Below are 26,228 nucleotides of genomic sequence, written 5' to 3' on the forward strand. Positions count from 1 at the left end.
CCCCATGAAGCCCGGAATCCACCCCCCGTACGAGCCCGTCGTCTTCCGTGACAAGGCGGGCGGCTTCGCCTTCCTCACCCGTTCCACGCTCACCAGCGACAAGAGCGTCGAATGGGAGGACGGGCGCACCTACCCCGTCGTCGACGTCGAGATCTCCTCGGCGAGCCACCCCTTCTACACCGGCACCGCGCGTGTCCTGGACACCGCAGGCCGCGTGGAGCGCTTCGAGAAGCGGTACGGAAGGCGTGCCGACGCCCCCGGGGCAGCCCGCTGATGTTCACCGTCGCCCTCGTCGGAGGCCTGCACTCCGACGCCCGCCGCGCTGCCGTGGACCGGCTCCTGGCCGACGTCCCCGGCAGCGTGGCGCTCCACCACGACCTCGCGGCGGCCCCGGACACCGGGACCGTCGCCCGTACCGTCCGGGACGCCACGGGCGTCCTGTCCGCCGGTGAGACGCCACTGGTGAACGACTGCGCCTGCTGCGCCCTGCGCGAGGACCTCGTCCCCGAGCTGGAGCGGCTGCGCGACTCCGGCCTCACCCGGCTGGCGGTCGTCGAGCTCTGGGACTCCGTCGCGCCCAAGGCGATGGCCGAGGTCGTCGCCGCCGCCGGCTTCCGCATCGGCGCCGTCGTCACCGCCGTCGACCCGGCGCTCCTCCTGCCGTACCTCGCCGACGGCGACGACCTCGCCGACGTCGGGCTCGCCGCGGCGGCCACCGACCGGCGGACCGTCGCCGACACCTGGGCGCGCCAACTGGAGTACGCGCCCGTCCTCGCCGTCGTCGAAAGCCCCGAGGCCGGGGCCGACCCCGCGGACCGTGCCCTCCTCGACCAACTCCACCCCACCGCCCGGCGGATCCCCGTCGAAGGGGGCGGGCTCGCGACGGCCGTCTTCGCGGGATTCGACGTGGAGGCCGCGGCCGCGGCCCAGCACCCGGCCTGCGCGCTGCTGCCGCAGGAGGCGGACGAGCACGGGGTCGCCACCTATGTCTGGCGCCACCACCGGCCCTTCCACCCCGAGCGGCTCTACGCGGCCCTGGAGGGCCTGACCTGCGCGGCCACCCGCAGCCGCGGCCGTTTCTATCTGGCCGACCGGCCCGACACCCTGCTCGCGTGGGAAGCGGCGGGCGGCGCGCTCAGCGTGGAGAGCGCCGGTCCCTGGCTTGCCTCGCTGCCCGACGCGGCCTGGGAGCTGGTCCCGCCCGTGCGGCGGGCCGCCGCGGCCCTCGACTGGCATCCGGAGCACGGCGACCGCTGCCAGCACCTGGTCTTCACCTCGCCGGGCCTGGACCGCGAGGGCCTGGCCGAGCTCCTCGGCTCGTGTGTGCTCACGGACGCCGAGTACGCCGCGGGGCGCGAGTCCTGGAAGCGGATCGGCTCGGCGTCCGGCGCGTTTCCGGAGGTCTGACGGCCCGTGTCCGGCCGGAGGAAGATCGGGAGCCGTAGGGTGGGCCGGAGGGCGCGTCCGCCGTACCGGCCGGTAGCACGCTGAGTCGCGTAGCCGCTACGCCACCGCCCGTGCACGTGCATCTGCTCATGCATCGGCATATGAACACAGCTATGATCCGAGGAAGTTGACACCTGCACCAAGCAACTCGGGGAGCTACCAGTGCATCATGCGCATCGCGCGTACAACGGCATGGCGGCCACGGAGCTGCGAGGCGTCGTGTGGCAGAAGAGCAGGCACAGCAACTCCCAGGGATCCTGCGTGGAGTTCGCCAAGCTTCCGGGGGGAAACGTTGCCGTACGCAATTCGCGCCACCCCGACGGGCCCGCGCTCGTCTACACGCCGGCGGAGATAGAGGCGCTCCTGCTCGGCGTCAAGGACGGGGAATTCGACCACCTGGTGTGAGCCGCGGGTGCGGACCGTGGTGTCAGGACGTTCCGTCAGGGCGGCGCGAGAGCGGCACGACGACGACGCGAGAGCGGCGCGAGAACCGCGTGAGGAAATGAGGAAGGGCCCCGGCGGTGACCGCCGAGGCCCTTCCTCCGTCCGTACGGGGGCCTGCCCCGCTACTGCTGCTGCTCCGGACCGACCCGGAACAGCGCCCACACGACCTTGCCCCGGAGCGTCCCGGCGAGCGGGTGCCAGCCCCAGCTGTCGCTGAACGCCTCGACCAGGAACAGCCCGCGCCCCGACTCGGCGGCGAAGTCCTCCTCGCCGCGGCGTGCCTCCGGGCTCTCCCCGCTCGGGTCGCGCACGGCGCACACGAGGCGCGAGGCCCAGCGCATGAGGTGCAGCCTCACGGGCGGGTTCTGGCCGTCTTCCTGGGGCGCGTCGGCCGGCACCGCGTGCCGCAGCGCGTTGGTGACGAGCTCGGAGACGACCAGGGCCACGTCGTCGAAGCGGTCCGCCATGTCCCAGCGGTCGAGCGTCGCGCTGGTGAACTTCCGGGCCCCGCGCACGGCTTCGTACCGGGCGGGCAGGGCGCAGGAGGCGGAGGTGGAGACGGCGCCGGGATCGATCGGCGGAAGGCCCTGCCGTAACGGCTCGAGCACGGTCGATCCATTGGTCCCCATGCGAGGCACTCCCGGGAATCGCGACTGTGGTGCGACAACACGACAACACGAACGAGTACGCGGCTGCGCGGGGTCCATGGTTCCGAATGCGCCGACTGGATGCAAGGGCAGATGCACGTGCACGCGCCGGACCTGTCCGTCCCTGTGGCGAATCTGTGCATATCTTCTACGGGTTGACAGAGGAATCGGCGTGCATACGCCCCCTCGTGCGCCCCCGTTCGTCGAGCAGATGCCCGGAAGTCGCCCTCTTTCCGTAATCGAATGTGTACGCGCTGAAGCGTTTGGTGGCAGAATCCGGGGCTCGACGGGGGCTCGACACCGTAAAGGGGAGGCTGAGAGCCGTGACCGCAGGCGAATCCGGTGGCGCGAGCGGGAGTGTGGTCCGGCGCATCCTGCTGGGCTCCCAACTGAGGAGGTTGCGCGAGTCGCGCGGTATCACCCGCGAGGCGGCCGGCTACTCGATCCGCGCGTCCGAATCCAAGATCAGCCGCATGGAGTTGGGACGGGTGAGCTTCAAGGCCAGGGACATCGAGGATCTGCTGACGCTCTACGGGGTCGGCGACGAGACGGAGCGCGGCGCGCTCCTCGGTCTCGCCCGCGAGGCCAACGTCACCGGCTGGTGGCACAGCTTCGGCGACGTCCTGCCCGGGTGGTTCCCCACCTACATCGGCCTGGAGGGCGCGGCCTCCCTCATCCGCGTCTACGAAGTCCAGTTCGTGCACGGCCTGTTGCAGACCGAGGCCTACGCCCAGGCGGTCGTCACCCGCGGCATGCCCGAGGCACCGAGTGCCGAGATCGACCGCCGGGTCGCCCTGCGCCTGGAGCGCCAGAAGGTCCTCGTCTCCGAGCGGGCCCCGCACTTCCACGCCGTCCTCGACGAGGCCGCGCTGCGCCGCCCCTACGGCGACCGTGCCGTCATGCGGGGGCAGTTGAAGCATCTGATCGAGATCTCCGAGCACCCCGGGGTCACCCTCCAGGTCATGCCCTTCAGCTTCGGCGGCCACGCCGGCGAGAGCGGCGCCTTCACGATGCTGAGCTTCCCCGAGTCCGACCTCTCCGACATCGTCTACCTGGAGCAGCTGACCAGCGCCCTCTACGTCGACAAGCGCGAGGAGGTCGCCCAGTACCAGCGCGTGATGGAGCGCCTCCAGAAGGACAGTCCGGATCCGGCCGAAAGCCGGGACCTTCTCCGCGGACTTCTTCAACTCTCGTGACACATCAGTACGATGACGCCACATCAGTCTGATCACGGGTAGCGGTTAGAGGGGTCTCCACCATGTCGCACTTCACCGACCTGGCCCACCAGTACATCGACGGCGAGTGGAAGCCGGGCAGCGGCTCGTGGGACATCATCGACTTCAATCCGTACACCGGGGAGAAGCTCGCGTCGATCACCGTCGCGACCGCCGACGAGGTCGACCACGCCTACCGGGCGGCCGAGCGCGCGCAGGTCGAGTGGGCCGCGACCAACCCGTACGCGCGCCGGCTCGTCTTCGAGCGTGCGCTGCGGATCGTCGAGGACCGCGAGGCGGAGATCGCCGAGACGATCGTCGCCGAGCTCGGCGGCACCCGCCTCAAGGCGGCCTTCGAGCTGCACCTCGCCAAGGAGTTCCTGCGCGAGGCCGTGCAGCTGGCGCTGCGCCCCGAGGGCCGCATCCTGCCGTCCCCGGTCGACGGCAAGGAGAACCGCGTCTACCGCCTCCCGGTCGGTGTCGTCGGCGTCATCTCCCCGTTCAACTTCCCCTTCCTCCTCTCGATCAAGTCGGTGGCCCCCGCCCTCGCCCTCGGCAACGCGGTCGTCCTCAAGCCCCACCAGAACACCCCGATCTGCGGCGGCACCCTCGTCGCCAAGGTCCTGGAGGAGGCCGGCCTCCCGGCCGGTCTGCTGAACGTCGTCGTCACCGACATCGCCGAGATCGGCGACGCGCTGCTCACCCACCCCGTCCCCAAGGTGATCTCCTTCACCGGCTCCGACAAGGTCGGCCGGCACGTCGCCACGGTCTGCGCGCAGAACTTCAAGCACGCCGTCCTCGAACTCGGCGGCAACAGCGCGCTGATCGTCCTCGACGACGCCGACGTCGACTACGCCGTGGACGCGGCCGTCTTCAGCCGCTTCGTGCACCAGGGCCAGGTCTGCATGGCCGCCAACCGCATCCTGGTGGACCGGACGGTGGAGGAGGAGTTCACCGAGAAGTTCGTGGCGAAGGTGAAGACGCTGCGCGTCGGCGACCCCGCCGACCCCGCCACCCACATCGGCCCGCTGATCAACTCCCAGCAGGCGGAGGCCGTCTCCTCGCTGGTCGACCAGACGGTCGCGGCCGGCGCGACGGCACTGCTGCACGGCTCGGCCGACGGGAACGTCGTCTCCCCGTCCGTCCTGGCCGGCATCCCGGCCGACTCGCCCGTGCTGAGCCAGGAGATCTTCGGCCCGGTCGCGCTCATCGTCCCCTTCGACGGCGAGGAGGAGGCCGTACGGATCGCCAACGACTCCCCGTACGGGCTGAGCGGCGCCGTCCACACCGGGGACGTCGAGCGGGGCGTACGGGTCGCCCAGCGCATCCACACCGGCATGATCCACATCAACGACGGCACCGTCCACGACGAGCCGATCGTGCCCTTCGGCGGCGAGAAGCACTCCGGCATCGGGCGGCTCAACGGCGACGCGATGGTGGACGCCTTCACCACCCAGAAGTGGATCTCCATCCAGCACGGCCGGAGCCGGTTCCCCTTCTGAAGCCTTCCGATGCCCCTCTAGGACAGAAGCTGTCCGCAAGGGTCCGTAGCTTGAGAGATGTCGGAAACACTCACTACGGAAGGCGGACAGCATGGTTGCTCTCGTTCCCACCGAGGCCCACGGCGACGAGCGCGGCGCGCTCCTCAACTTCATCGAGGCCCAGCGCGCCGCGATCCGCCGCTCCCTCCTCGGACTCACCGAGGAGCAGGCGGCGAGCCGTCCCAGCGTCAGCGAGCTGAGCCTTTCCGGCCTGCTCAAGCACGTCGCGGAGGTGGAGCTGAACTGGCTCCGCCTCGCGCAGCAGAAGCCGAACGAGAGGCAGCGCACCCAGGAGACCTGGGGCGAGGGCTTCCGGCTCGTCGGGGACGAGACGGTCCCGGAGATCATGGAGTTCTGGGCGGGCGTGGCGAAGGAGACCGAGGACTTCGCCCGCTCGGTGCCGAGCCTGGACGACACCTTCCCGCTGCCGGAGGCGCCCTGGTTCCCGAAGGACGGCCGGGTGTCGGTCCGCTGGATGCTGCTCCACCTCGTCCAGGAGGCGGGGCGGCACGCCGGGCACGCGGACGTCATCCGCGAGTCCCTGGACGGCAAGGGCTCCTTCGAACTGATCGCGCAGGAGCAGGGGCGGTGACCCCGCGCGCGTACCCTGGTCAAAATTGACCAGGGGGCATGACCAGGAGGTACGGCGATGTCGGCGATCCGGCTGCTCGTCCTGGGCGCGGTGAGGATGCACGGCCGCGCCCACGGCTACCAGGTGCGCAACGACCTGGAGTTCTGGGGCGCGCACGAATGGTCCAACGCCAAGCCCGGCTCGATCTATCACGCGCTCAAGCAGATGGCGAAGCAGGGACTGCTGCACGCCTACGAGATCGCGCCGAGCACGGTCGGCGGGCCGCCGCGCGTCGAGTACGAGCTGACGGAGCAGGGCACGGAGGAGTACTTCGCTCTGCTCCGCGAGGCCCTGACCACGTACGACCAGAAGATGGACGTCCTGTCGGCCGGCATCGGCTTCATCGTGGACCTCCCCAGGGAGGAGGCGGCGGAGCTGCTGCGGCGGCGGGTGCGGGCGCTCGACGAGTGGCGGGACGAGGTCACCGAGTACTACACGCCGGAGGGCGGCCCGGGGCAGCTCGGGCACATCGGCGAGATCATGCACATGTGGGTCCACTCGGCGGACGCCGGCAAGGAGTGGACGCTCGGCCTGATCGAGCGGATCGAGGGCGGGGCGTACGTGTTCGCGGGGGAGGGCGACCCCTTCGTGGGTGTGCTCGCCGAGGGCGAGGAGAACCCGTTCGCGACGGGCCGCGCCCCCTCGGGATCCACCGACTAATCAAGGTTGACTAGGTGCCCTGCGGGGGCGTACCTTCCTCGGTCGGTGGCAAGTGGTCAAATTTGACTAAGGGTTTTTCGGGAGGAATCGGAATGGACAGGGAAGCGATCCTCGTCGAGGGCGCACGGAAGCGGTACGGGGAGAAGGACGCCCTCGCCGGGCTCGACCTGACCGTCGGCCGCGGCACCGTCCACGGCCTGCTGGGCCCCAACGGCGCGGGGAAGACGACGACCGTACGGATCCTGGCCACGCTCCTGCGCCACGACGAGGGCCTGGTGCGGGTCGCGGGGCACGACGTGCGGACCGAGGCGCGGGAGGTGCGCCGGCGGATCGGGCTGCTCGGGCAGCACGCCGCCCTCGACGAGGAGCTGGGCGGCCGGCAGAACCTGGAGATGTTCGGCAGGCTCCACCACCTGGGCGCGCGGGGCGCCGGGGCGCGTGCCGACGAACTCCTGGAGCGCTTCGGCCTCACGGACACCGGCCGCAAGCCCGTCAAGCAGTACAGCGGCGGCATGCGGCGGCGGCTCGACCTGGCCGCCTCGCTGATCACCGAACCCGAGGTGCTCTTCCTCGACGAGCCGACGACCGGGCTCGACCCGCGCGGCCGCGGCGAGGTGTGGGAGTCGGTGCGCTCCCTGGTCGGCGGGGGCACGACGGTCCTGCTGACGACGCAGTACCTGGAGGAGGCCGACCGGCTCGCCGACCGGATCTCGGTCGTGGACCGCGGTCGGGTCGTCGCCGACGGAACGGCGGACGAGCTCAAGGCGAGGGTCGGGGCCGACCGCATCGACGTCGTCGTACGGGACGCGGCGCGGCTCGACGAGGCGGCCGGGCTGCTGCCGGCGGCGCGGGCGGAGGTGAGCGTGGACGCCGACCGGCGGCTCCTCAGCGCGCCGGTGGCGGACCGGATGGCCTCGCTCACGGAGACCGTCCGGGTGCTCGGGGAGGCGGGGATCGAGGCGGAGGACATCGCGCTGCGGAGGCCGACGCTGGACGAGGCCTTCCTGCGGCTGACGGAGCGAGAGCCCGGGCGCGGGCCCGGGCGGGAGAAGGAGGTCGCGGCATGAGCGTCGCGTACGTGGTGAGCGACTGCTGGACGATGACCCGCCGCGAGCTGGCCCACTGGGCGCGGCAGCCCGTGCAGGTCCTCGTCGGGCTCGTGTTCCCGGTGATGATGCTGCTGATGTTCGGCTACCTCGTGGGCGGCGGACGGGCCGTCGACGGCGACTACGTCGACTTCCTGGTACCCGGGATGCTCACGCTGACCATGGTCTTCGGGCTCGAAGGCACCATGACGGCGGTGACGCAGGACCTGAACAAGGGCGTGATCGACCGCTTCCGGGCGATGCCGATGACCGACGGGGCCGTCCTGGTCGGGCGGGCCGCCGCCGACATGCTCCAGTCGGCGGCCGGGCTGCTCGTGATGGTGGGCGTGGGGTACGCGATCGGCTGGCGGGCGGGCGGCGGAGCCGGGAGCTTCCTGGGGGCGCTGGGGCTGCTGCTCCTGCTGCGATTCGCGATGCTGTGGATCGGGATCTTCCTCGCCCTGGTCGCGGGCCGGGCGGAGCTGGTGCAGGCGGTCCAGATCCTGGTCTGGCCCGTCGGCTTCCTCTCCAACGCCTTCGCCTCGCCGGACTCGATGCCGGGCTGGCTCGGCACGGTCGTGGAGTGGAACCCGATGTCGGCGACCGCGACGGCGGTGCGTGAGCTCTTCGGCAATCCGGGCGGCGAACCGGGGCACGTCATGGCTGCGGTGGTGTGGCCGCTGGTGCTGCTCGCGGTCTTCTTCCCGCTGGCGGTACGGAGGTTCGGGCGGCTCGGGAAGTAGCCGCGCGGAAGGGGGAACCCGGAGGCGGTGAGCGGTGTATTGAAAGCAGCGGTTCACCGCGAACCGCCCGAGGGGCAAGGGGGATCGTGCGATGCGCAGGCTCGTGGGAGCGGCCGGCACCGTCGTGGCACTGGTGTTGGTGGTACTGACGGGGTGTACGGCCCAGGGCGGGAGCGACGACTCGCCCCGGGCCGGGGCGCCAGGGGGATCCGGAGGACCCGGGCGATCCGAGGGACCCGGGGGCTCAGGGGTGTCCTCCCCGCGCCCGACGGGGGTGCTCGGGGCGGCGCCCCGGCCGGCCTCGTCGCCGGGGCTGCCCGGCCGGCCGCACAGTCTGGGTCTCGCGCGCGACGGCAGCGGGTTCGCCCTGCTCGCCGAGTGCGTGGGCGAGCGGGAGGCGCCGGAGAGCGGCTTCTGCCGGCAGCACGTGGCCGTGCTGGACGCGGGGGCGAAGCAGTGGGTGCTGCGGCGGTCGCCGCTGCCCGAGATACCGCTGTCGGCGGGGGTATCGGCGAATCTGCTGGTCCTCGGGCCGGGCCGGGCGCTCGTCGAGGACGGCGGCGCCGGGCCGGGCGCCCGGACCTGGTTCACGAGGGACGGGGGCCGGAGCTGGCGGGGGGGCGACCGGCGCACGGTCGGCACGACCCCGGAGATACCGGCGGGAGCGGTGCTCACCACCGACTGCCCGCCGCCGGCCGGGGCCTCGGTGGACGACTGCGCGCGGACGCGTGTCGTCGTGGTCTCGCCGCAGGACGGGCGGCGCAGGGCACTGGCCCGGGTGCCGCTGCTCGGCGCGCACCCGCGACCGGCGGAGCAGCCGGAGCCCGACGGTTCCTGGTGGGTCTCGGGGACGGATCCGCTCTCGGGGCGTGCGGCGGTCGCCGTCTCCCGGGACGCGGGCCGGAGCTGGACGGTGAGCCGGCTGCCGAGCCCTGCCACGGGTCCGGGGTGGTTCACGGCGGTGGCGGTCGGTCAGGACGCGGTGTACGCGGCGGAGATGGGGGAGCTGACGGGCGGTGAGCCCGTCAAGAACCCGATGCGGGCGCTGCACCGTTCCGCGGACGGCGGCCGGACGTGGCAGCGGATGTGGACGACGGGGCCGGAGCGGGAGCCCCGGACGCTGCTGGGGCTGCCGGTCCCGGGCCCCGGTGGCCGGGTGGAGATCGGCGGGGAGATGTCGGGGTACGGGAGCGGGGACGGCGGGCGTACGTTCGTCCGGCTCGACGGCGGCTCGCACTTCACCCGCCGCACCCCGCTGGGACTGCTGCGGGAGTCGGCCCCCTGTCAGTACGCGCTGACGGCGGACGGGGTGCGGTGGTCGGAGTTCCGGCTGGCCTGCGAGGGCGGGGAGTCCTGAGGGCAAGGGCCGGTGGGCCGCTCAGTGGTGGAAGGAGGTCGCCGCGGCCTTGTCGTGGGTGAACGGTCCCGACTGGCGCCGCAGTTCGGGCAGCAGCCGGGTCAGGTCCTCGACGAGCAGTCCGGCGAGGTCGGCGGAGAAGCCGTTGCGGCAGACCACGCGCAGGACGGACAGGTCCTCGCGGTTGGCGGGGAAGGTGTAGGCGGGGACCAGCCAGCCCTGCTCGCGCAGCCGCCGGGAGACGTCGAAGACGTCGAAGGCGGTGACGTCGGGCGCGGTGGTGAAGGCGAAGACGGGCAGCTGGTTGCCGTAGGTGAGGAGCCGGAAGTCGCCCATGGCCTCGACGCGTTCGGCGAGGCCCCGGGCGACGTCCCGGGAGGTCTGCTGCACCGCCCGGTAGCCCTCCCGGCCGAGCCTCAGGAAGGTGTAGTACTGCGCGACGACCTGGGCGCCCGGCCGGGAGAAGTTGAGGGCGAAGGTGGGCATGTCGCCGCCCAGGTAGTTGACCCGGAAGACGAGCTCCTCGGGGAGTTCGACGGACGAGCGCCACAAGGCCCAGCCGACGCCCGGGTAGACCAGACCGTACTTGTGACCGGAGGTGTTGATCGAGGAGACGCGGGGGAGGCGGAAGTCCCAGACCAGGTCCTCGTCGAGGAAGGGGGCGACCATGGCGCCGGAGGCTCCGTCGACATGGACGGGGATGTCGAGGCCGGTGCGTTCCTGGAGGGCGTCCAGGGCGGCGCAGATCTCGGCGACCGGTTCGTAGGAGCCGTCGAAGGTGGAGCCGAGGACGGCGACGACGCCGATGGTGTTCTCGTCGCAGAGCGCGGCGGCGGATTCGGCGTCGAGGTGGAAGCGGTCGCCCTCCATGGGGACGAGCCGGGGCTCGACCTCCCAGAACTCGCAGAACTTCTCCCAGCAGACCTGGACGTTGACGCCCATCACCAGGTTGGGGCGGGCGGTCGCCGGGTAGCGGTCGGCGTTCCGCTTGGACCAGCGGCGCTTGAGGGCCAGGCCGGCGAGCATGCAGGCCTCGCTGGAGCCGGTGGTGGAGCAGCCGACGGCCGCGGCCGGGTCCGGGGCGTTCCACAGGCGGGCGAGCATGGCGACGCAGCGGCGCTCCAGTTCGGCGGTGCGCGGGTACTCGTCCTTGTCGATCATGTTCTTGTCGCGGCACTCGCTCATCAGGACACCGGCCTGGGGCTCCATCCAGGTGGTGACGAAGGTGGCGAGGTTGAGCCGGGAGTTGCCGTCGAGCATCAGCTCGTCGTGGACGAGCTGATAGGCGCTCATCGGGGGCAGCGGCCCGTCGGGGAGCTCGTGGCGCGGTGGGGCCTCGGTCATTCCGCCGATCGGGTCGGCCTCCCCGTAGAAGGGGTTGAGCGCGAGCCGGCGCTCGTGCGCGGGCGGGGAGGCGTCGGGACCCTGGTGCAGCGGCATGGAGGACTCCTTCTGTCCGGGTGGTGCGTGGGGTGTGTGGGGCGGGGTCAGTGCAGGGACTTGCCCTCGTGGTCGAGTTCGAGCTGGGGGCGGCCGGTGACGATCAGCCAGGCCGGGAGTGAGGCGACGCAGAGGAGGGCGATGACCGGTGTGGAGGCGGCGAGGGCGGCGCCGGTGAAGAGGCTGATCCAGCCCTGCCGGGTGGTGGCGAGCAGGACGCCGAGGACGGCGGAGGAGACGGCGACGGCGGGTTGGACCTCGGGGACCAGCGCCTGGGCGAGCAGCCCGAAGGCGGCGCCGATGAAGACGGCGGGGAAGATGCGGCCGCCCCGGAAGCCGCAGGAGGCGGCGACGAGGAGGGCGAGGAGTTTGACGACGGCCAGCTTGGCGAGCTCGGCGGAGGACCAGCTGCCGACGGAGGCGGCGAGCTCCTTGGTCTCCGCCAGGCCCTTGAAGAGGGTCAGCTGCCCGCCCAGGGCCCCGAGGAGGCCGAGGGCGAGCCCGCCCAGGGGAAGCATCAGCATCGGGTGCCGCAGCCTCTGGAAGGCCGTGTGGACGTAGGGGAAGAGGTAGCAGGCGGCGAGCCCGAAGACGGCGGCGGCGGGGGCGATGACGAGGGCGGCGAGGAGGTCGGTCCAGCCGGGGTCGGTCAGCGGTGGCAGCCCGATGTCGAAGCTGGGATCGGCGAGCAGCTGGGTGGTCATTGCGCCGGCTCCGGCGGCGACGAGCGGGGCGAAGATCCGGTCCCAGAGGGAGCCGCGGCCCGGCTGCTGCGACGCCAGGGCCTCGGAGAGGACGAGGGCGGCGGCCACCGGCGTACCGAAGAGGGCGCCGATGGTGGCGGCGGAGGCCAGGGCGACCCAGGCGGCCCCCGGCAGCGAGGGCTGGAGCCTGTGGCCGATCCAGTAGGTGAGGGCGATGTTGGCGGCGATGATCGGGTTCTCGGGGCCGAGGCTGACACCGCCGGCCAGCCCGAGCGCGCTCGCGAGCAGCAGGCTGGGCACCAGTCGCGGGGCGAGCGGCGCGCCGCCGAGGCCCTCGGAGGCCGGGTCGGGTCCGGCGTGTCCCGGCATCTTCCACACGACGAGGCCCACGGCGATGCCGGTCGCCGTGAGCATGGTGATCATCCAGAGGGAGGAGTACTGCCCGATGCCGAGCGCGTCCGGCAGGTCGTCCCAGAGCACGACCTGGAACTCCTCGGAGAGGAAGCTGATCCCCAGGAACATCAGACTCGCCGCCACGCCGATGACGAGCGCGGGCAGGACCTGGGGCAACAGCGTCTGAAGGGGCGTCTCCGCGGGGGAGGGCGACGGCGCGGGCTGAGCATGATCAGTGGCCACCGCCCCACCATAAGTGAGCAAATGCCGCACAACATCCCGAAATCCGGGCGGAACGGATCCGCACGAACGTGCTGCCCCCCAGTCGGCACACGCGGCCTAGGCGCGCGGGGCGATCACCACGGCCGTGCCGTACGCGCACACCTCCGTGCCCACGTCCGCCGCCTCCGTCACGTCGAAGCGGAACATCAGCACGGCGTTCGCACCACGCGCCTGGGCCTGTTCGACCAGCCGTTCCATCGCCTGGTTCCGGGTCTGCACCAGAGTCTTCGTCAGACCCTTCAGCTCGCCGCCGATCATCGACTTCAGCCCCGCCCCGATCTGGCTGCCCAGATGGCGCGAGCGCACGGTGAGCCCGAAGACCTCACCGATGACCTGCCTGACCTCAAAGCCAGGCACGTCGTTCGTCGTCACGACCAGCACGTCCGGGTGCGGATCCTGGCCGCCTCCGTACTCCTCGATGCCCATCGGCATACACCTCCTGGCCCCCACCCTCGGGCCCGGAGCCCCGCTCCGCATCCCGTGGGAGCCGGGTGGAACCGGTCGCGTCCCGTCCACGTTGATAGCTTGGGGCGAGCCGTCCCCCCATGCCCCCACTGACCGCAGGAGCCCGGAACCCGTGAACACGCTTGCCCTCGGACCGAGCTGGCTGGACCCGGACTTTCTGATCGGAGAGTTCGGTCTGATCGGTGTCCTCGTCATCGTCTTCGCCGAGTCCGGACTCCTCATCGGGTTCTTCCTGCCCGGCGACTCGCTGCTCTTCACCACCGGGCTGCTCGTCACCACCGAGAAGCTCGACAAGCCGCTGTGGCTGGTGTGCACCTTGATCGTGGCCGCCGCGATCATCGGTGACCAGGTCGGCTACCTCTTCGGCCGGAAGGTGGGCCCGGCCCTCTTCAAGCGCCCCGACTCCAAGCTCTTCAAGCAGGAGAACGTCGCGAAGGCGCACGAGTTCTTCGAGAAGCACGGCCCGAAGTCGCTGATCCTGGCCCGCTTCGTCCCCATCGTGCGGACGTTCACGCCGATCATCGCCGGCGTCAGCCGGATGAACTACCGCTCGTTCATCACGTTCAACATCATCGGCGGCGTGCTGTGGGGCGCGGGCGTGACCCTGCTCGGCGCCTCCCTCGGCAAGATCGACTTCGTGCACAAGCACATCGAGATGATCCTCATCGGGATCGTCCTGATCTCGGTCGTCCCGATCGTGATCGAGTACCTCCGGGCCCGCTCCCAGTCCAAGAGGGCCAAGGCCGCCGACGAGCACGGCGACCGGAGCGGCCAGAGCGGCCACGGGACCCACGGCGGGCACGACGCCCCCGGCACCCCGAACCCCCCGGCCTCCCGCGGCCGCCACGCCAAGCGGTAGCAGCACCCCCTAGAAGCCCCTGGTGCGCTTCGCGGCCCTGCGGGCCGCCGCCGCACCGGGGGCCTGCATGAAGAGGCGCGCCAGCTCGCTACCCAGGTTCACCCCGATCGCGATCGCCAGGGCCAGGGCCGCCGCCTTCGCCAGCGAGGCGAAGCCCTGGTCCAGGTTGTTCTGGGCGATCGCGAGCACCCCGAAGTACGTCGCCGAACCGGGCAGCAGCGGACCGATCGCCGCCGTCACGTACGGCAGCGACGACGTGTGGTGGTACCGGGCGATCAACTGCCCGAAGAGCCCCACGAGCCCCGCCGCCACGGCCGTCGCCATCACCGTCGACCCCTCCGCCGTCACCGCGATCGACGCGTAGATCACCCACGCCACCCCGCCGTTCAGCGTCGCGAAGAGCACCGTCGACCGCGACTGCTGCAAAAGGATCGCGAAGGTCGCGCACAGCACCATCGACGCCAGGATCTGCGTCACCGGCCGCTCCACCGCCCGCAGCGCCCCCTCGGGGTTCAGCTGCGCGTCGAACTGCACGGCGACGTACAGCACGGACAGCACGCCCACCACGATCGCGACGAAGAAGTACGCGACCTCCAGGAGCCGGGCCGAGGCCGTGATGTAGAAGCCCGTCAGACCGTCCTGCACGGCCGCCACCAGCGCCCGCCCCGGAATCAGCGCGAACAGACCGCCGGTGATCACCGCCGAGGGCCGCAGGTCCGCGTGGAGGAGCGTCAGGAGCACACCCATCGCCGCCGGCGGCATCGCCGCCACCAGGAACTGGTAGAACTCCGGCAGCCCGCGCCCCGCGCACAGCCAGGCCAGCCGGTCGCCGAGCACCGCGCCGAGCGCCGCCACGAAGAAGACCGTCGGCCCGCCGCCGAGCAGCACCGAGGCCGCACCCGCGAGCACCCCCGCCGCCGCCGTGAGGACCCACCCCGGATACGGATGCCGGTTCCGCCGGATCTCCGCCAGCCTGCGGTACGCCTCCTCGGGCGTCACCTCGTGCGCCTGCGCGTTGATGTCCGCGAGCAGCGTGTACACCGCCGCGAGCCGCGTGTAGTCCGTGCCCCGCCGCCGTACCGTCCGGTTCGCCGTGACCGGGTCGTCCACCAGCGACGGCTGGTACGTGACGGACAGCAGGGTGAAGGTGACCGTCGGCTCGACCCGGTCGAGACCGTACGAGCGGCAGATCGCGAACATCGCCGCCTCGACGTCCTCCGCGCCCTCCCCGCCCGCGAGCAGCAGCTCGCCGATACGCAGGGTCAGGTCGAGGACGCGCGGCACCGAAGGGCCGGACTCGTCCCCCTTGCCGGCCGCCTCCGGCACCGGCCGCTCGTGCACCGGCAGCCGCAGCATGGTCCGCATCCGGTCCTGCCACGGCGCGTCCTGCGAAAGCCGCACCAGGGGCACCCCGTACGCCGGGGTGAACACCGGCGGCGAGGTCTTCGCCGAGTAGGTGGCGGGCGTCGCGAACGCCGAACCCTCCTGCTCGGGCGGCGGCTCCGGGGTCAGCCCCGGCGGCAGGGAGAACTCGGAGGTCGGATGCTCCTCCTCGGGCGGCGCCGGCTGCTCCACCCCGGCCGGTGGGACGAACGCGCTCCGCGCCTCGTCCGACTGAGGCTTCCGGTCCTCCGGAGCCTCTTCGGGGCCCTCCGGCTCCGCCACCACTCTTTCCGCCTCATCCCCAGGGAATCGTGGATTCCAGTATGAAGGTCCGAAGGTCCGAAGGTGCGACAGACGTGCGAAAGGCGGTACACCCCGAAGGGTGCACCGCCTTTCGCACGATCAGAAGATCAGCCCGTGGGGGCCGTCAGGACGCGGGGCTCAGTGGCCGCCCTGCTCCTTGGCACGCGCGTAGGACTTCTCGATCTCTTCCTCGGCCTCGGCGCGGCCGACCCAGTCGGCGCCCTCGACCGACTTGCCCGGCTCCAGGTCCTTGTAGACCTCGAAGAAGTGCTGGATCTCCAGGCGGTCGAACTCCGCCACGTGGTGGATGTCCCGCAGGTGCTCCATGCGCGGGTCGGTGGCCGGGACGCACAGCAGCTTGTCGTCGCCGCCCGCCTCGTCCGTCATGCGGAACATGCCGATGGCGCGGCACTTGATCAGGCAGCCCGGGAACGTGGGCTCGTCGAGGATGACGAGCGCGTCCAGCGGGTCGCCGTCCTCACCGAGGGTGTTCTCGACGTAGCCGTAGTCGGTCGGGTAGGCCGTCGACGTGAAGAGGCGACGGTCCAGACGGATGCGACCGGTCTCGTGGTCGACCTCGTACTTGTTCCTCGATCCCTTGGGGATCTCGATGAGAACGTCGAACTCCACGGGTGGCTCCTCCTGAATCAACACAACTGAATGCTCGCGACGACGCGCGGTGATTAAGTGTCCCTCACGGACGACCGTGATCGCGAAAGGGGCTGGTCAGCAATGCCCGAACCGAGGCTGTGGCAGCTCACGGCGGGCTCCGCCGCCCTCGGACTGGCCCTGGCCGCCGTGGCGGTGACCGCAGCAGGCCCGTGGGACTCGGGCCAGCGTACGGCCGAGCGGGCCCGCGCCGCCGCCCCCATGGCGGGTGGCGCACATCACGCCCCGCCCGCGCCGACCCTCGCACCCCACCGCCCGGCGCCCGCCCCCAGCGCCCCCGGCGTCCTCCCCGCACTCCACGCCCCGGCCGCCGCCGGCCGCCCCGCGACCCGCCCCGCGGACCTCGCCGCCACCCTCGTACCGCTCCTCGCCGACCCCGGCCTCGGCCCGCTCCGCACGGCATCCGTCGTCGACACCGCCACCGGGACCCAGCTGTACGGCGAAGGCGCCGGCACCCCCATGACGCCCGCCTCCACCGTCAAGATCGCCACCGTCGCCGCCGCGCTCTCCGCCCTCGGCCCCGACCACCGCATCCCCACCACCGTCACCGCCTCCGCCGACGGCCGCACCGTCACCCTCACGGGCGGCGGCGACCCCACCCTCGACACGGCCCGCCTGGAGCGCCTCGCCGCCGACACGGCCCGCGCCCTCAAGGCCCGCGGCCACACCCCCGTACGGCTCACCTACGACACGAGCCTCTACGAGGGCCCCGAGATCCACCCCATCGGACCCAACGAGAACCTCGCCCCCGTCACCGCCCTCATGACCCGCGAAGGACGCCTCGACGCGAGCGCCGGCGGCCCCGCGCCCCGCACCGCCGACCCGGCCGGCGACACCGCCACCGCCTTCGCCGCCCTCCTCGCCAAGGCCGGCGTCGAAGTCACCGGAACACCGACCGAGGCCACCGGACAACCCGCAGAAGCCGACGCCACAGCCACAGCCAAGGCCGAAGCCGAGGACGAAGCCAAGACCGGAGCCAAGGCCAAGGCGAAGCCGACCACCCCCGCCCCGGAGGCCGCCCCCCTCGCCCGTACGTACTCCGCCCCCCTCACCGACCTCGCCGAACGCACCCTCACCCTCAGCGACAACGACCTCGCCGAGGCCCTCGCCCGGCAGACCGCACTCGCCCACGACCTGCCCGCGAGCTTCGAAGGCGCCGGCAAGGCCGTACGGAACGAACTCGCCGACCTCGACGTCCCCCTCACCGGCGCCCGCTTCGCCGACGGCAGCGGACTCGACCGCCGCGACCGCGTCTCCGCCGCCCTCCTCACCGCCCTCCTCACCCGCGCGGCCGACCCGGCACACCCCACCCTCCGCCCCGTCCTCACCGGCCTGCCCGTCGGCGGCTTCACCGGCACCCTCGCCGGCCGCTTCGACACCGCCCCCGCCACCGCAGGCGCCGGACTCGTCCGCGCCAAGACCGGCACCCTCACGGGCGTCAACACCCTCGCCGGCACGGTCGTCACCCCCGACGGACGGCTCCTCGCCTTCGCGTTCCTCGCCGGCCGCACCCTCTCCCCCTACGAGGCACAGCCCGCCCTCGACCGACTCTCCGCCGCCCTCGCCGACCAGCGCTGACCGACCGCCGACCCGCACCCCACCGACGCCCGACCCGCCCCGAACCCGCACCGATCGGCCGCCGAGACCGTACGGTTGACGCATGACGAGCATCGGTGGCGCAGGTACATCCGGGATGGTCGACTGGAACCTCGCGGTCGCGACCGCGACCCGCCTCGTGCGGCCCGGACCCGAAGTCAGCCGCGACGAGGCCCGCGAGGTCGTCGCCGAACTCCGCAAGCACGCCAAAGCCTCCGAGCGCCACGTCCGCGCCTACACCCGGATGCTCCCCGAGGGCACCGACGTCCACGACACCCCCGTCCTCGTCGTCGACCGCGCCGGCTGGATCAAGGCCAACGTCGCCGGCTTCCGCGAACTCCTCACCCCGCTCCTCGGCAAGATGCAGGACCGCCGCTCGAACACCCCCGGAAACGCCGTCCTCGGCGCCGTCGGCGGCAAGGTCACCGGCGTCGAACTCGGCATGCTCCTGTCCTTCCTCGCCTCCCGCATCCTCGGCCAGTACGAGACCTTCGCCCCCGCCACCCGCGAACTCCCCGCCGGTTCCAACGGCGGCGGACGACTCCTCCTCGTCGCGCCCAACATCGTCCACGTCGAACGCGAACTCGAAGTCTCGCCCCACGACTTCCGGCTCTGGGTCTGCCTCCACGAGGAGACCCACCGCACCCAGTTCACCGCCGTCCCCTGGCTCCGCGACCACCTCCAAGGCGAGATCCAGTCCTTCCTCGCCGCCACCGAGGTCGACCCCGGCACCTTCGTCGAACGCCTCCGCGAAGCCGCCCAGGCCCTCGCCGGCGGCCGCCCCGAGGGCGAGGCCGGCGAACCCGCCCCCTCCCTCGTCGAGATCGTCCAGACCCCCGAGCAGCGCGAGATCCTCGGCCGCCTCACCGCCGTCATGTCCCTGCTCGAAGGCCACGCCGACTACGTCATGGACGGCGTCGGCCCCGAGGTCGTCCCCTCCGTCGCGGAGATCCGCGAGAAGTTCCAGCAGCGCCGCGCCCGCGGCGCGTCCCGCCTCGACCTCGCCCTGCGCAAGCTCCTCGGCCTCGACGCCAAACTGCGCCAGTACCGCGACGGCGAGCGATTCGTTCGCGCCGTCGTCGACCAGGTCGGCATGGACGGCTTCAACCGCGTGTGGACCTCACCCAACACACTCCCCACCAAGTCCGAGATCGCCGCCCCCGCCGACTGGATCGCGAGGGTGCACCGTAAGGCAGACTCGTGAGACAGGTGCGCCGGACGGCGCAGTGACACGGGAGAACAACCCGCCAATCACCCATCCGAGGGACCCTGGGCATGGGGTGAGGCGTGCAATGCTCGGGTAACGGCCGGGTTTCTGTCACCATCGACGCACTCTGAGTGACCGAAACCCCCTTTCCGACCGTTAAGACTCCGACCGAGGCACCCCACCCCATCACGAAGGGCACCGGACATGGGTCCCCATCCTGCGGTCGCGGCGATACGCCTGGCGGTCCGCCGCGTACTCCACGACGTCCTCACCGACCACACCACCGACCCCGCCGGCACGGACGAGCCGCTCGTCCTCGTCGCCTGCTCCGGAGGCGCCGACTCGATGGCGCTCGCCTCCGCGCTCGCCTTCGAGACCCGCAAGCTCCCCGTACGCGCAGGCGGCATCACCGTCGACCACGGCCTCCAGGACGGCTCCGACACCCGGGCCGCCGAGGTCGCCGGACGCATGACCGCCCTCGGCCTCACCCCCGTCGAGGCGATCACCGTCACCGTGGGCCGCGAAGGCGGGCCCGAGGCCGCCGCCCGCGACGCGCGCTACGCCGCCCTCGACGCCGCCGCCGAGCGCCACGGCGCCGCCGCGATCCTCCTCGGCCACACCCGCGACGACCAGGCCGAGACCGTCCTCCTCGGCCTCGCCCGCGGCTCCGGCATCCGCTCGCTCTCCGGCATGGCCGCCGTCTCCGGTGCCGCCGGCCGCTACCGGCGCCCGTTCCTCCAGCTCGACCGCCAGACCGTCCGCAAGGCCTGCATCGCACAGGAACTCGCCGTCTGGGACGACCCCCACAACAGCGACCCCGCGTACACCCGCTCCCGACTCCGCCACGAAGGCCTCCCCGCCCTCGAGAAGGCCCTCGGCAAGGGCGTCGTCGAAGCCCTCGCCCGGACGGCCCAGCTCTCCCGGGACGACGCCGACGCCCTCGACACCTGGGCCGCCGACGCCGAGACCGCCGTACGCGACGAGGCGGGCGCCCTCGAGTGCGCCAAGCTCTTCGGCCTGCCCCCCGCCGTACGCCGCCGCGTCCTGCGCCGCGCCGTCATCGCCGAGGGAGCCCCCGCCGGCTCCCTCTTCGCCCGCCACATCGAGGAAGTCGACCGGCTCATCACCGGCTGGCGCGGCCAAGGCGCCATCAACCTGCCCGGTCGCGTCGAAGCCCGCCGCCAGGGTGGCAGACTTGTCATCCGGCAAGGCTGACGCACGCTGCAACGAAAGTGACCCGGGTGAACGAGAAGGACATGGGCACCGACCTCCAGTCGGTGCTCATCACCAAGGAAGAGATCGACGCCAAGCTGGCAGAGCTGGCCGCGAAGATCGACGCGGAATACGCGGGCAAGGACCTGCTCATCGTCGGTGTCCTCAAGGGCGCGGTGATGGTGATGGCGGACCTGGCTCGCGCCCTGTCCACCCCCGTCACCATGGACTGGATGGCCGTCTCCTCCTACGGCGCCGGCACCCAGTCCTCCGGCGTCGTCAGGATCCTCAAGGACCTCGACACCGACATCAAGGGCAAGCACGTCCTCATCGTCGAGGACATCATCGACTCCGGCCTGACCCTGTCCTGGCTGCTGTCGAACCTCGGCTCCCGAGAGCCCGCCTCCCTGGAGGTCTGCACCCTCCTGCGGAAGCCCGAGGCCGCCAAGGTCGCCATCGACGTCAAGTGGATCGGCTTCGACATTCCGAACGAGTTCGTCGTCGGCTACGGCCTCGACTACGCGGAGAAGTACCGGAACCTTCCGTTCGTCGGCACGCTCGCCCCGCACGTCTACGGCGGCTGAACAACCGCCCGGACGGGGAACCCGCACCGCCTTCCCTCCGTTGAACCACGGGAAGGCGGTCGCGGGCGACGATGCTGAGGTACCGTCCGAAGAACAGCTTTTTCACATAGCAGCACTCATGCAGCTCTCACAGCAGCATTTTCCTACGGGCAGGAGGGACGGGGCGTTCTCGCTCCGTATGGATGGACGTGAAGCGATACTTCCGTGGGCCGGTCATGTGGATCGTGCTGGCCGTCCTCGCCGTGGTCGTGCTGATGCAGGTCGTCGGCTCGTCCGAGGGCTACAAGACGGTGGACACCGGCAAGGTCGTCCAGGCGATCGACAAGAACCAGGTCAAGCAGGCAAAGGTCACCACCGGTGACGAGCAGATCATCAAGATCGAGCTCGTCGACGGTCAGAAGATCGACAACAGCAGCAAGGTCCAGGCCAGCTACATCGGCTCCCAGGGCGTCGACGTCGCGGACAAGCTGCAGGAGAAGTTCGAGGCCGGGCAGATCGAGAAGGGCTACACCGTCTCCCCGACGAAGCAGTCGCCCTTCGTCTCGATCCTGCTCTCCCTCCTCCCCTTCGTCCTCATCGTGGTCGTCTTCCTCTTCCTGATGAACCAGATGCAGGGCGGCGGCTCCCGCGTCATGCAGTTCGGCAAGTCCAAGGCCAAGCTCATCACCAAGGACACGCCCAAGACCACCTTCGCCGACGTCGCAGGCTCGGACGAGGCCGTCGAGGAACTCCACGAGATCAAGGAATTCCTCCAGGAGCCCGCGAAGTTCCAGGCCGTAGGCGCCAAGATCCCGAAGGGCGTCCTGCTCTACGGCCCGCCCGGAACCGGCAAGACGCTCCTCGCGCGCGCCGTCGCCGGCGAGGCCGGCGTGCCGTTCTACTCGATCTCCGGCTCCGACTTCGTCGAGATGTTCGTCGGCGTCGGCGCCTCCCGCGTCCGCGACCTCTTCGAGCAGGCCAAGGCCAACGCGCCCGCCATCGTCTTCGTCGACGAGATCGACGCCGTCGGACGCCACCGCGGCGCCGGCCTCGGCGGCGGTCACGACGAGCGCGAACAGACCCTCAACCAGCTGCTCGTCGAGATGGACGGCTTCGACGTCAAGGGCGGCGTCATCCTGATCGCCGCCACGAACCGTCCCGACATCCTCGACCCCGCCCTCCTGCGCCCCGGCCGCTTCGACCGGCAGATCGCCGTCGACCGTCCGGACATGCAGGGCCGACTGGAGATCCTCAAGGTCCACCAGAAGGGCAAGCCGGTCGCACCGGACGTCGACCTCGGCGCCGTCGCCCGCCGCACCCCCGGCTTCACCGGCGCGGACCTCTCCAACGTCCTCAACGAGGCGGCGCTCCTCACCGCCCGCAGCGACCAGAAGCTGATCGACAACAAGGCACTGGACGAGGCGATCGACCGAGTGGTCGCGGGCCCGCAGAAGCGGACCCGGATCATGTCGGACAAGGAGAAGAAGATCACCGCGTACCACGAGGGCGGTCACGCCCTGGTCGCGGCGGCCTCGCCGAACTCCGACCCGGTCCACAAGATCACCATCCTGTCCCGCGGCCGTGCCCTGGGCTACACGATGGTGCTCCCGGAAGAGGACAAGTACTCGACCACGCGCAACGAGATGCTCGACCAGCTGGCCTACATGCTGGGCGGGCGCGCGGCCGAGGAACTCGTCTTCCACGACCCGACCACGGGCGCGGCGAACGACATCGAGAAGGCCACCGCCACGGCCCGCGCGATGGTCACGCAGTACGGCATGACCGAGCGTCTCGGCGCCATCAAGTTCGGCGGCGACAACACCGAGCCGTTCCTCGGCCGCGAGATGGCGCACCAGCGCGACTACTCGGAAGAGGTTGCGGCGCTGGTCGACGAAGAGGTCAAGAAGCTCATCGAGACCGCGCACAACGAGGCCTGGGAGATCCTCGTCGAGAACCGTGACCTTCTCGACAACCTGGTCCTCGCGCTGCTCGAGAAGGAGACGCTGGGCAAGGAGGAGATCGCCGAGATCTTCGCCCCCATCGTCAAGCGCCCGGCCCGCCCGGCCTGGACCGGCTCCTCCCGCCGCACGCCCTCCACGCGCCCGCCGGTGCTCTCCCCCAAGGAGCTGGCACTGACGAACAGCGCGAACGGCACGGCGACCCCGGCGGTCGACACCACGAAGGGCATCGAGATCGCCCCGGTGGACACCCCCGAGGAGTGACCACCCGGAGACCCCGGAATGGATGCCGCGCCCCCACAGGTTTTAGCCTGTGGGGGCGCGGCTTTTCGCGCACACCTGTCAGACGGAACGAGGCACAGAGATGACCGACCCGGTGACGCTGGACGGCGAGGGCACGATCGGCGAGTTCGACGAGAAGCGCGCCGAGAACGCCGTACGAGAGCTCCTCATCGCGGTCGGCGAGGACCCGGACCGCGAGGGCCTGCGCGAGACGCCGGCGCGGGTGGCGCGCGCGTACAGGGAGCTTTTCGCGGGGCTGTGGCAGAAGCCCGAGGATGTCCTGACGACGACATTCGACCTTGGGCACGACGAGATGGTCCTGGTGAAGGACATCGAACTGGTATCTCAATGTGAGCACCATTTGCTGCCATTTCATGGCGTAGCTCACATCGGTTACATCCCGGCTGAATCGGGCAAGATCACCGGTCTGTCCAAGCTGGCTCGCCTCGTCGACGTCTTCGCCCGCCGTCCGCAGGTCCAGGAGCGCCTGACGACGCAGATCGCCGACTCGCTGATGCGGATCCTCGACGCTCGTGGTGCGATCGTCGTCATCGAGGCGGAGCACATGTGTATGGCTCTGCGTGGTGTCCGTAAGCCGGGTGCGAAGACGACGACCTCGGCGGTGCGTGGGCAACTTCGTGACGCTACTACACGATCCGAGGCAATGTCCCTGATACTGGCCCGTTCGTAGCGGGCTGTCCGCGTTGCTCCATACCGTCCCCGATCAGTGGAGTTGATCGCTGATCAAGGGGGATCGGTATGGGGTACGGGCTGACCAGCAAGATGCTGGTGAACCTGGTGGACGGCTGCGTCCAGGCGAAGGACGTGGCTCCTGGGCGCGCGATGTGGACGCTGGACGGCGACCGGACGGTGCAGACCACGGTCGTGGATGTGGTGGCGGTGAAGGGGCGGGAGGCCATCGATGTGGTCACGGACCACATGACCTTCACCACCGGCCCTGACCTGCTGCTGCTTACGCCGGACGGCTGGACGCGCGCGGCGACCTGCGGGGGAAGACGGTCGCCTGGACGCATGCACGGAAGCTGTGCCGCGAGCGGCTGACGATCAGGCCCGGGTACGAGTTCGGCTATTTCGTCCTTGAGGCGGTGACCCGGCCGTCCGGCTATCTGAAGCGGGACCTGCCCGGTTTCCGTGTACGGGTGGTCTCCTCGTATCTCTCCGACGCGCTGCGGTACTACGCGGGTGGGGACGCTCACCACATGCGGCAGGCCTTTCCGCGTGTGGTCCTGCGGGACATCGATACCTTCGACGGCTTCCTCGACGGGTACATCGAGAAGGACGGTTGCCGTGCCAAGGACCGCGGAGGCCGCCATGTCGTCAGCGCGAACGTTCCGTTTCTGGCGGAGCTGGCGCAGATCATCGGAGCTCGGTTCACACCGTCGAAGCGGGGAATGCGTTCACAGCTCTCCCTGACGGACGGCTGGGCCCGCCGGGGCATTTTCGCGCCCGAAGAGCACCCCCTCGACCCGCCCGAATCATCGTGGATCAAGGTCCAGGAAGTCCGCCCCCGCCCCGCCCTCGGCGCGAAGCCCTTCACCTTCTACAGCTACCGGCTCGCCCCGTACCCGACCTTCCTGGTGAATGGGCACCTCGTGCGCGAGACCTGGCCGGCCCTCCGGTCGCAGGGCTAGGTTGCCGGCGACCGGTTCTCGTCGTCGTCCTCCGGGAGTTTGCAGACGCGCTCCAGGAAGAGGGCCGCCGCGATGACGCCGATGCCCGCGACCACCGCGAGGGCCGCGTAGAGGGCCTGGTCGCGGCGGGCCGGGACGTCGAGGGAGCCGAGGAGGAAGACGCCCGTGCCGCCGTACATGCCGGCGACGAGGGCGGCCACCAGTGCGCTCGCCTGGCCGAAGACCACCGCGCGGGCCGCCATCAGGGGCTCGACGCCCTTGGCGCCGGGGCGGCGCTCGCGCTGGGCCTTGAGGCGGATGCGGATCGAGAGGGCGGTCGCCGTGAGGACGACCGCGATCACGGCGAGGACGATCGGTGCGGCGATCGGCACGCTGGGGAGGGTGCCGACGGAGTCCCACAGGCGGGCGCCGCCCCAGGAGAGGATGCCCGCCACGAGGAACAGTCCGGTGAGCACCTTCAGCCGCAGTTGTTTCACCGGGTGTCCTTCACGTGGTCGCGGGGGCGGTCTGCCACGAGCCTAACGACTACTCGGGCAGACGGAGTTCCAGGTCGACACGGGGAGTGACGCCCTCGCCGCCGAGTGCGGAGAGCAGATCGGCGACGGCGCCGCGGCCGGGGAGCTGGGCGGCGGGGTCCACGTCGTGCCAGGGGGCGAGGACGAAGGCGCGCTCGTGGGCGCGGGGGTGCGGGAGGGTGAGGACGGGGTCCTCGGAGACCACGTCGGCGTACGTGATGATGTCGACGTCGATGGTGCGGGCGCCCCAGCGTTCCTCGCGGACGCGGTGGAAGGCCTCCTCGACGGCGTGGGCCCGCTCCAGGAGTGAGGAGGGCGGCAGCGTCGTCTTCACGAGGGCGACGGCGTTGAGGTAGGAGGGCTGGGTGCCGGGCTCGACGCCCCAGGGGGCCGTCTCGTAGACGGGGGAGACGGCTTTGACCCGGAGGCCGGGGGTGTCGCCGAGGGCGTCGACGGCGCCCTGGAGGGTCTCCAGGCGGTTGCCGAGGTTCGCGCCGAGGGCGAGGACGGCCCAGCGGGGGTTGGACAGGGTCGTGTCGGCCGCGTCGACGGTGGCGACGACGGAGGCCGGTACGGGCTGGACGGTGGGGTCGCTCTGTGTCGGCTTCATCGTCGGCTCCGGGTGATCGTGATGGTCACGTCGTCGAAGGGCACGGTGATGGGGGCGTCCGGCTTGTGGACGACGACTTCCACCTCTTGTACCCCGGGATGGCTGAGGCACTGCTGAGCGATGCGCTCGGCGAGGGTCTCGATGAGGTCGACGGGCTCGCCCTGGACGACGTCGACGACTTCCTCGGCGACGACGCCGTAGTGCACGGTCTTCGCCAGGTCGTCGTCGGCGGCCGCCGGGCGCGTGTCCAGGCCGAGGACCAGGTCCACGATGAAGGTCTGGCCCTCCTCGCGCTCCTTGGGGAAGACGCCGTGGTGGCCTCGGGCCTTGAGGCCGCGCAGCGCGACACGATCCACGCGAATCACTC

The 26,228-nt window shown here is 71.2% G+C and carries 28 protein-coding genes; 19 read left to right on the forward strand and 9 right to left on the reverse strand.

Annotated features, from left to right (window positions below):
* Window positions 1-4: 4 nt before the first annotated feature.
* From DEJ46_RS22005 to DEJ46_RS22015, 3 genes are all read left to right on the forward strand, one after another.
* Complete coding sequence (locus tag DEJ46_RS22005) at window positions 5-274, forward strand: type B 50S ribosomal protein L31 (RefSeq protein WP_150268912.1); 270 nt, start codon at window positions 5-7, stop codon at window positions 272-274.
* Window positions 274-1,407 carry a CobW family GTP-binding protein gene (locus DEJ46_RS22010; protein WP_150268914.1) on the forward strand — a complete coding sequence of 378 codons (1,134 nt, stop codon included), beginning with the start codon at window positions 274-276 and terminating at the stop codon, window positions 1,405-1,407. Before DEJ46_RS22005 ends, DEJ46_RS22010 begins: the two co-directional genes overlap by 1 nt.
* A 231-nt stretch (window positions 1,408-1,638) precedes the next feature.
* Entirely contained in the window at window positions 1,639-1,851 is a 213-nt protein-coding gene (locus tag DEJ46_RS22015; RefSeq protein ID WP_030219358.1) for a DUF397 domain-containing protein, read from the forward strand.
* A 161-nt stretch (window positions 1,852-2,012) separates the two neighbouring features.
* Here the strand turns inward: DEJ46_RS22015 and DEJ46_RS22020 are convergent, their stop codons facing one another.
* Window positions 2,013-2,519 carry an ATP-binding protein gene (locus DEJ46_RS22020; RefSeq protein ID WP_150268916.1) on the reverse strand — a complete coding sequence of 169 codons (507 nt, stop codon included), beginning with the start codon at window positions 2,517-2,519 and terminating at the stop codon, window positions 2,013-2,015.
* Window positions 2,520-2,860: 341 nt separating this feature from the next.
* Between DEJ46_RS22020 and DEJ46_RS22025 the strand changes: the two genes are divergently transcribed.
* The 7 genes from DEJ46_RS22025 (at window position 2,861) to DEJ46_RS22055 (ending at window position 9,768) form a co-directional block, all read left to right on the forward strand.
* Window positions 2,861-3,733, forward strand: a complete 873-nt coding sequence (locus tag DEJ46_RS22025) for a helix-turn-helix domain-containing protein (RefSeq protein WP_150268918.1) — start codon at window positions 2,861-2,863, stop codon at window positions 3,731-3,733.
* Between the two features lie 62 nt (window positions 3,734-3,795).
* Window positions 3,796-5,253: an aldehyde dehydrogenase family protein gene (locus tag DEJ46_RS22030; RefSeq protein ID WP_150268920.1), complete on the forward strand. Its 1,458-nt coding sequence runs from the start codon at window positions 3,796-3,798 to the stop codon at window positions 5,251-5,253.
* A 91-nt stretch (window positions 5,254-5,344) separates the two neighbouring features.
* Complete coding sequence (locus tag DEJ46_RS22035) at window positions 5,345-5,884, forward strand: DinB family protein (protein ID WP_150268922.1); 540 nt, start codon at window positions 5,345-5,347, stop codon at window positions 5,882-5,884.
* A gap of 57 nt (window positions 5,885-5,941) precedes the next feature.
* On the forward strand, window positions 5,942-6,583 hold the full coding sequence (locus tag DEJ46_RS22040) for a PadR family transcriptional regulator (protein WP_150268924.1): 642 nt from the start codon (window positions 5,942-5,944) through the stop codon (window positions 6,581-6,583).
* 92 nt (window positions 6,584-6,675) lie between these two features.
* Entirely contained in the window at window positions 6,676-7,650 is a 975-nt protein-coding gene (locus DEJ46_RS22045; protein WP_150268926.1) for an ATP-binding cassette domain-containing protein, read from the forward strand.
* The gene (locus tag DEJ46_RS22050) at window positions 7,647-8,411 is read left to right on the forward strand and encodes an ABC transporter permease (RefSeq protein ID WP_150268927.1); all 765 of its coding nucleotides are present in this window, start codon (window positions 7,647-7,649) and stop codon (window positions 8,409-8,411) included. Before DEJ46_RS22045 ends, DEJ46_RS22050 begins: the two co-directional genes overlap by 4 nt.
* 250 nt (window positions 8,412-8,661) lie before the next feature.
* On the forward strand, window positions 8,662-9,768 hold the full coding sequence (locus DEJ46_RS22055; protein WP_223834944.1) for a WD40/YVTN/BNR-like repeat-containing protein: 1,107 nt from the start codon (window positions 8,662-8,664) through the stop codon (window positions 9,766-9,768).
* A gap of 21 nt (window positions 9,769-9,789) precedes the next feature.
* Here DEJ46_RS22055 and DEJ46_RS22060 read toward each other — a convergent pair whose 3' ends face one another.
* The 3 genes from DEJ46_RS22060 to DEJ46_RS22070 all read right to left on the reverse strand — a co-directional run bounded on the left by DEJ46_RS22060 (window position 9,790) and on the right by DEJ46_RS22070 (window position 13,013).
* A complete protein-coding gene (locus DEJ46_RS22060) occupies window positions 9,790-11,208 on the reverse strand; it encodes a glutamate decarboxylase (protein ID WP_150268931.1) in 1,419 nt (472 codons plus the stop codon).
* A gap of 47 nt (window positions 11,209-11,255) precedes the next feature.
* Window positions 11,256-12,548, reverse strand: a complete 1,293-nt coding sequence (locus DEJ46_RS22065; protein WP_150268933.1) for an ion channel protein — start codon at window positions 12,546-12,548, stop codon at window positions 11,256-11,258.
* Window positions 12,549-12,644: 96 nt separating this feature from the next.
* Window positions 12,645-13,013, reverse strand: coding sequence for a YbjQ family protein (locus DEJ46_RS22070; RefSeq protein WP_150268935.1), 369 nt, complete (start codon window positions 13,011-13,013; stop codon window positions 12,645-12,647).
* Window positions 13,014-13,164: 151 nt separating this feature from the next.
* Here DEJ46_RS22070 and DEJ46_RS22075 point away from each other — a divergent pair, with 151 nt between their 5' ends.
* Window positions 13,165-13,911, forward strand: a complete 747-nt coding sequence (locus DEJ46_RS22075; protein ID WP_190622811.1) for a DedA family protein — start codon at window positions 13,165-13,167, stop codon at window positions 13,909-13,911.
* Window positions 13,912-13,920: 9 nt separating this feature from the next.
* On the opposite strand, the gene DEJ46_RS22080 is transcribed toward DEJ46_RS22075, so the two are convergent.
* Complete coding sequence (locus DEJ46_RS22080; RefSeq protein ID WP_150268937.1) at window positions 13,921-15,579, reverse strand: threonine/serine exporter ThrE family protein; 1,659 nt, start codon at window positions 15,577-15,579, stop codon at window positions 13,921-13,923.
* Between the two features lie 156 nt (window positions 15,580-15,735).
* A complete protein-coding gene (locus DEJ46_RS22085) occupies window positions 15,736-16,227 on the reverse strand; it encodes an inorganic diphosphatase (RefSeq protein ID WP_024758444.1) in 492 nt (163 codons plus the stop codon).
* Window positions 16,228-16,329: 102 nt separating this feature from the next.
* Here DEJ46_RS22085 and dacB point away from each other — a divergent pair, with 102 nt between their 5' ends.
* The 8 genes from dacB (at window position 16,330) to DEJ46_RS40030 (ending at window position 24,736) form a co-directional block, all read left to right on the forward strand.
* Window positions 16,330-17,844: a D-alanyl-D-alanine carboxypeptidase/D-alanyl-D-alanine-endopeptidase gene (dacB, locus tag DEJ46_RS22090; RefSeq protein ID WP_150268939.1), complete on the forward strand. Its 1,515-nt coding sequence runs from the start codon at window positions 16,330-16,332 to the stop codon at window positions 17,842-17,844.
* 82 nt (window positions 17,845-17,926) lie between these two features.
* Entirely contained in the window at window positions 17,927-19,066 is a 1,140-nt protein-coding gene (locus DEJ46_RS22095) for a zinc-dependent metalloprotease (RefSeq protein WP_150268941.1), read from the forward strand.
* A 207-nt stretch (window positions 19,067-19,273) separates the two neighbouring features.
* Window positions 19,274-20,284: a tRNA lysidine(34) synthetase TilS gene (gene tilS, locus DEJ46_RS22100; protein ID WP_150268943.1), complete on the forward strand. Its 1,011-nt coding sequence runs from the start codon at window positions 19,274-19,276 to the stop codon at window positions 20,282-20,284.
* Window positions 20,285-20,325: 41 nt separating this feature from the next.
* Window positions 20,326-20,865, forward strand: a complete 540-nt coding sequence (gene hpt / locus DEJ46_RS22105) for a hypoxanthine phosphoribosyltransferase (protein WP_030219931.1) — start codon at window positions 20,326-20,328, stop codon at window positions 20,863-20,865.
* 182 nt (window positions 20,866-21,047) lie between these two features.
* Window positions 21,048-23,066 (forward strand): ATP-dependent zinc metalloprotease FtsH, encoded by a 2,019-nt coding sequence (gene ftsH, locus DEJ46_RS22110; RefSeq protein ID WP_150268945.1) that lies wholly within the window; start codon window positions 21,048-21,050, stop codon window positions 23,064-23,066.
* 100 nt (window positions 23,067-23,166) lie between these two features.
* Window positions 23,167-23,775 (forward strand): GTP cyclohydrolase I FolE, encoded by a 609-nt coding sequence (gene folE / locus DEJ46_RS22115; RefSeq protein ID WP_150268947.1) that lies wholly within the window; start codon window positions 23,167-23,169, stop codon window positions 23,773-23,775.
* A 68-nt stretch (window positions 23,776-23,843) separates the two neighbouring features.
* The gene (locus DEJ46_RS40025; protein ID WP_223834946.1) at window positions 23,844-24,146 is read left to right on the forward strand and encodes a hypothetical protein; all 303 of its coding nucleotides are present in this window, start codon (window positions 23,844-23,846) and stop codon (window positions 24,144-24,146) included.
* A 44-nt stretch (window positions 24,147-24,190) separates the two neighbouring features.
* Window positions 24,191-24,736: a hypothetical protein gene (locus DEJ46_RS40030; RefSeq protein ID WP_223834948.1), complete on the forward strand. Its 546-nt coding sequence runs from the start codon at window positions 24,191-24,193 to the stop codon at window positions 24,734-24,736.
* On the opposite strand, the gene DEJ46_RS22125 is transcribed toward DEJ46_RS40030, so the two are convergent.
* From DEJ46_RS22125 to folB, 3 genes are read right to left on the reverse strand one after another with little or no spacing between them, the layout of a single operon-like run.
* Window positions 24,733-25,212: a DUF3180 domain-containing protein gene (locus tag DEJ46_RS22125; protein ID WP_150268949.1), complete on the reverse strand. Its 480-nt coding sequence runs from the start codon at window positions 25,210-25,212 to the stop codon at window positions 24,733-24,735. The genes DEJ46_RS40030 and DEJ46_RS22125 overlap by 4 nt on opposite strands.
* A 49-nt stretch (window positions 25,213-25,261) precedes the next feature.
* On the reverse strand, window positions 25,262-25,861 hold the full coding sequence (folK, locus tag DEJ46_RS22130; protein ID WP_150268951.1) for a 2-amino-4-hydroxy-6-hydroxymethyldihydropteridine diphosphokinase: 600 nt from the start codon (window positions 25,859-25,861) through the stop codon (window positions 25,262-25,264).
* The gene (folB, locus tag DEJ46_RS22135) at window positions 25,858-26,217 is read right to left on the reverse strand and encodes a dihydroneopterin aldolase (protein WP_150268953.1); all 360 of its coding nucleotides are present in this window, start codon (window positions 26,215-26,217) and stop codon (window positions 25,858-25,860) included. The genes folK and folB overlap by 4 nt, the downstream gene beginning before the upstream one ends.
* Between the last annotated feature and the right edge of the window lie 11 nt (window positions 26,218-26,228).

Source organism: Streptomyces venezuelae (assembly GCF_008642375.1).
Classification (GTDB): Bacteria; Actinomycetota; Actinomycetes; order Streptomycetales; family Streptomycetaceae; genus Streptomyces; species Streptomyces venezuelae_G.

What these genes read in the sequence shown, in the direction of transcription:
- DEJ46_RS22005 (WP_150268912.1), top strand. Translation starts at nt 5, where the DNA reads ATGAAGCCCGGAATCCACCCCCCGTACGAGCCCGTCGTCTTCCGTGAC.
- DEJ46_RS22010 (WP_150268914.1), top strand. Translation starts at nt 274, where the DNA reads ATGTTCACCGTCGCCCTCGTCGGAGGCCTGCACTCCGACGCCCGCCGC.
- DEJ46_RS22015 (WP_030219358.1), top strand. Translation starts at nt 1,639, where the DNA reads ATGGCGGCCACGGAGCTGCGAGGCGTCGTGTGGCAGAAGAGCAGGCAC.
- DEJ46_RS22020 (WP_150268916.1), bottom strand. Translation starts at nt 2,519, where the DNA reads ATGGGGACCAATGGATCGACCGTGCTCGAGCCGTTACGGCAGGGCCTT.
- DEJ46_RS22030 (WP_150268920.1), top strand. Translation starts at nt 3,796, where the DNA reads ATGTCGCACTTCACCGACCTGGCCCACCAGTACATCGACGGCGAGTGG.
- DEJ46_RS22035 (WP_150268922.1), top strand. Translation starts at nt 5,345, where the DNA reads ATGGTTGCTCTCGTTCCCACCGAGGCCCACGGCGACGAGCGCGGCGCG.
- DEJ46_RS22040 (WP_150268924.1), top strand. Translation starts at nt 5,942, where the DNA reads ATGTCGGCGATCCGGCTGCTCGTCCTGGGCGCGGTGAGGATGCACGGC.
- DEJ46_RS22045 (WP_150268926.1), top strand. Translation starts at nt 6,676, where the DNA reads ATGGACAGGGAAGCGATCCTCGTCGAGGGCGCACGGAAGCGGTACGGG.
- DEJ46_RS22050 (WP_150268927.1), top strand. Translation starts at nt 7,647, where the DNA reads ATGAGCGTCGCGTACGTGGTGAGCGACTGCTGGACGATGACCCGCCGC.
- DEJ46_RS22060 (WP_150268931.1), bottom strand. Translation starts at nt 11,208, where the DNA reads ATGCCGCTGCACCAGGGTCCCGACGCCTCCCCGCCCGCGCACGAGCGC.
- DEJ46_RS22070 (WP_150268935.1), bottom strand. Translation starts at nt 13,013, where the DNA reads ATGGGCATCGAGGAGTACGGAGGCGGCCAGGATCCGCACCCGGACGTG.
- dacB (WP_150268939.1), top strand. Translation starts at nt 16,330, where the DNA reads ATGCCCGAACCGAGGCTGTGGCAGCTCACGGCGGGCTCCGCCGCCCTC.
- DEJ46_RS22095 (WP_150268941.1), top strand. Translation starts at nt 17,927, where the DNA reads ATGACGAGCATCGGTGGCGCAGGTACATCCGGGATGGTCGACTGGAAC.
- tilS (WP_150268943.1), top strand. Translation starts at nt 19,274, where the DNA reads ATGGGTCCCCATCCTGCGGTCGCGGCGATACGCCTGGCGGTCCGCCGC.
- hpt (WP_030219931.1), top strand. Translation starts at nt 20,326, where the DNA reads ATGGGCACCGACCTCCAGTCGGTGCTCATCACCAAGGAAGAGATCGAC.
- ftsH (WP_150268945.1), top strand. Translation starts at nt 21,048, where the DNA reads ATGGACGTGAAGCGATACTTCCGTGGGCCGGTCATGTGGATCGTGCTG.
- folE (WP_150268947.1), top strand. Translation starts at nt 23,167, where the DNA reads ATGACCGACCCGGTGACGCTGGACGGCGAGGGCACGATCGGCGAGTTC.
- DEJ46_RS40025 (WP_223834946.1), top strand. Translation starts at nt 23,844, where the DNA reads ATGGGGTACGGGCTGACCAGCAAGATGCTGGTGAACCTGGTGGACGGC.
- folK (WP_150268951.1), bottom strand. Translation starts at nt 25,861, where the DNA reads ATGAAGCCGACACAGAGCGACCCCACCGTCCAGCCCGTACCGGCCTCC.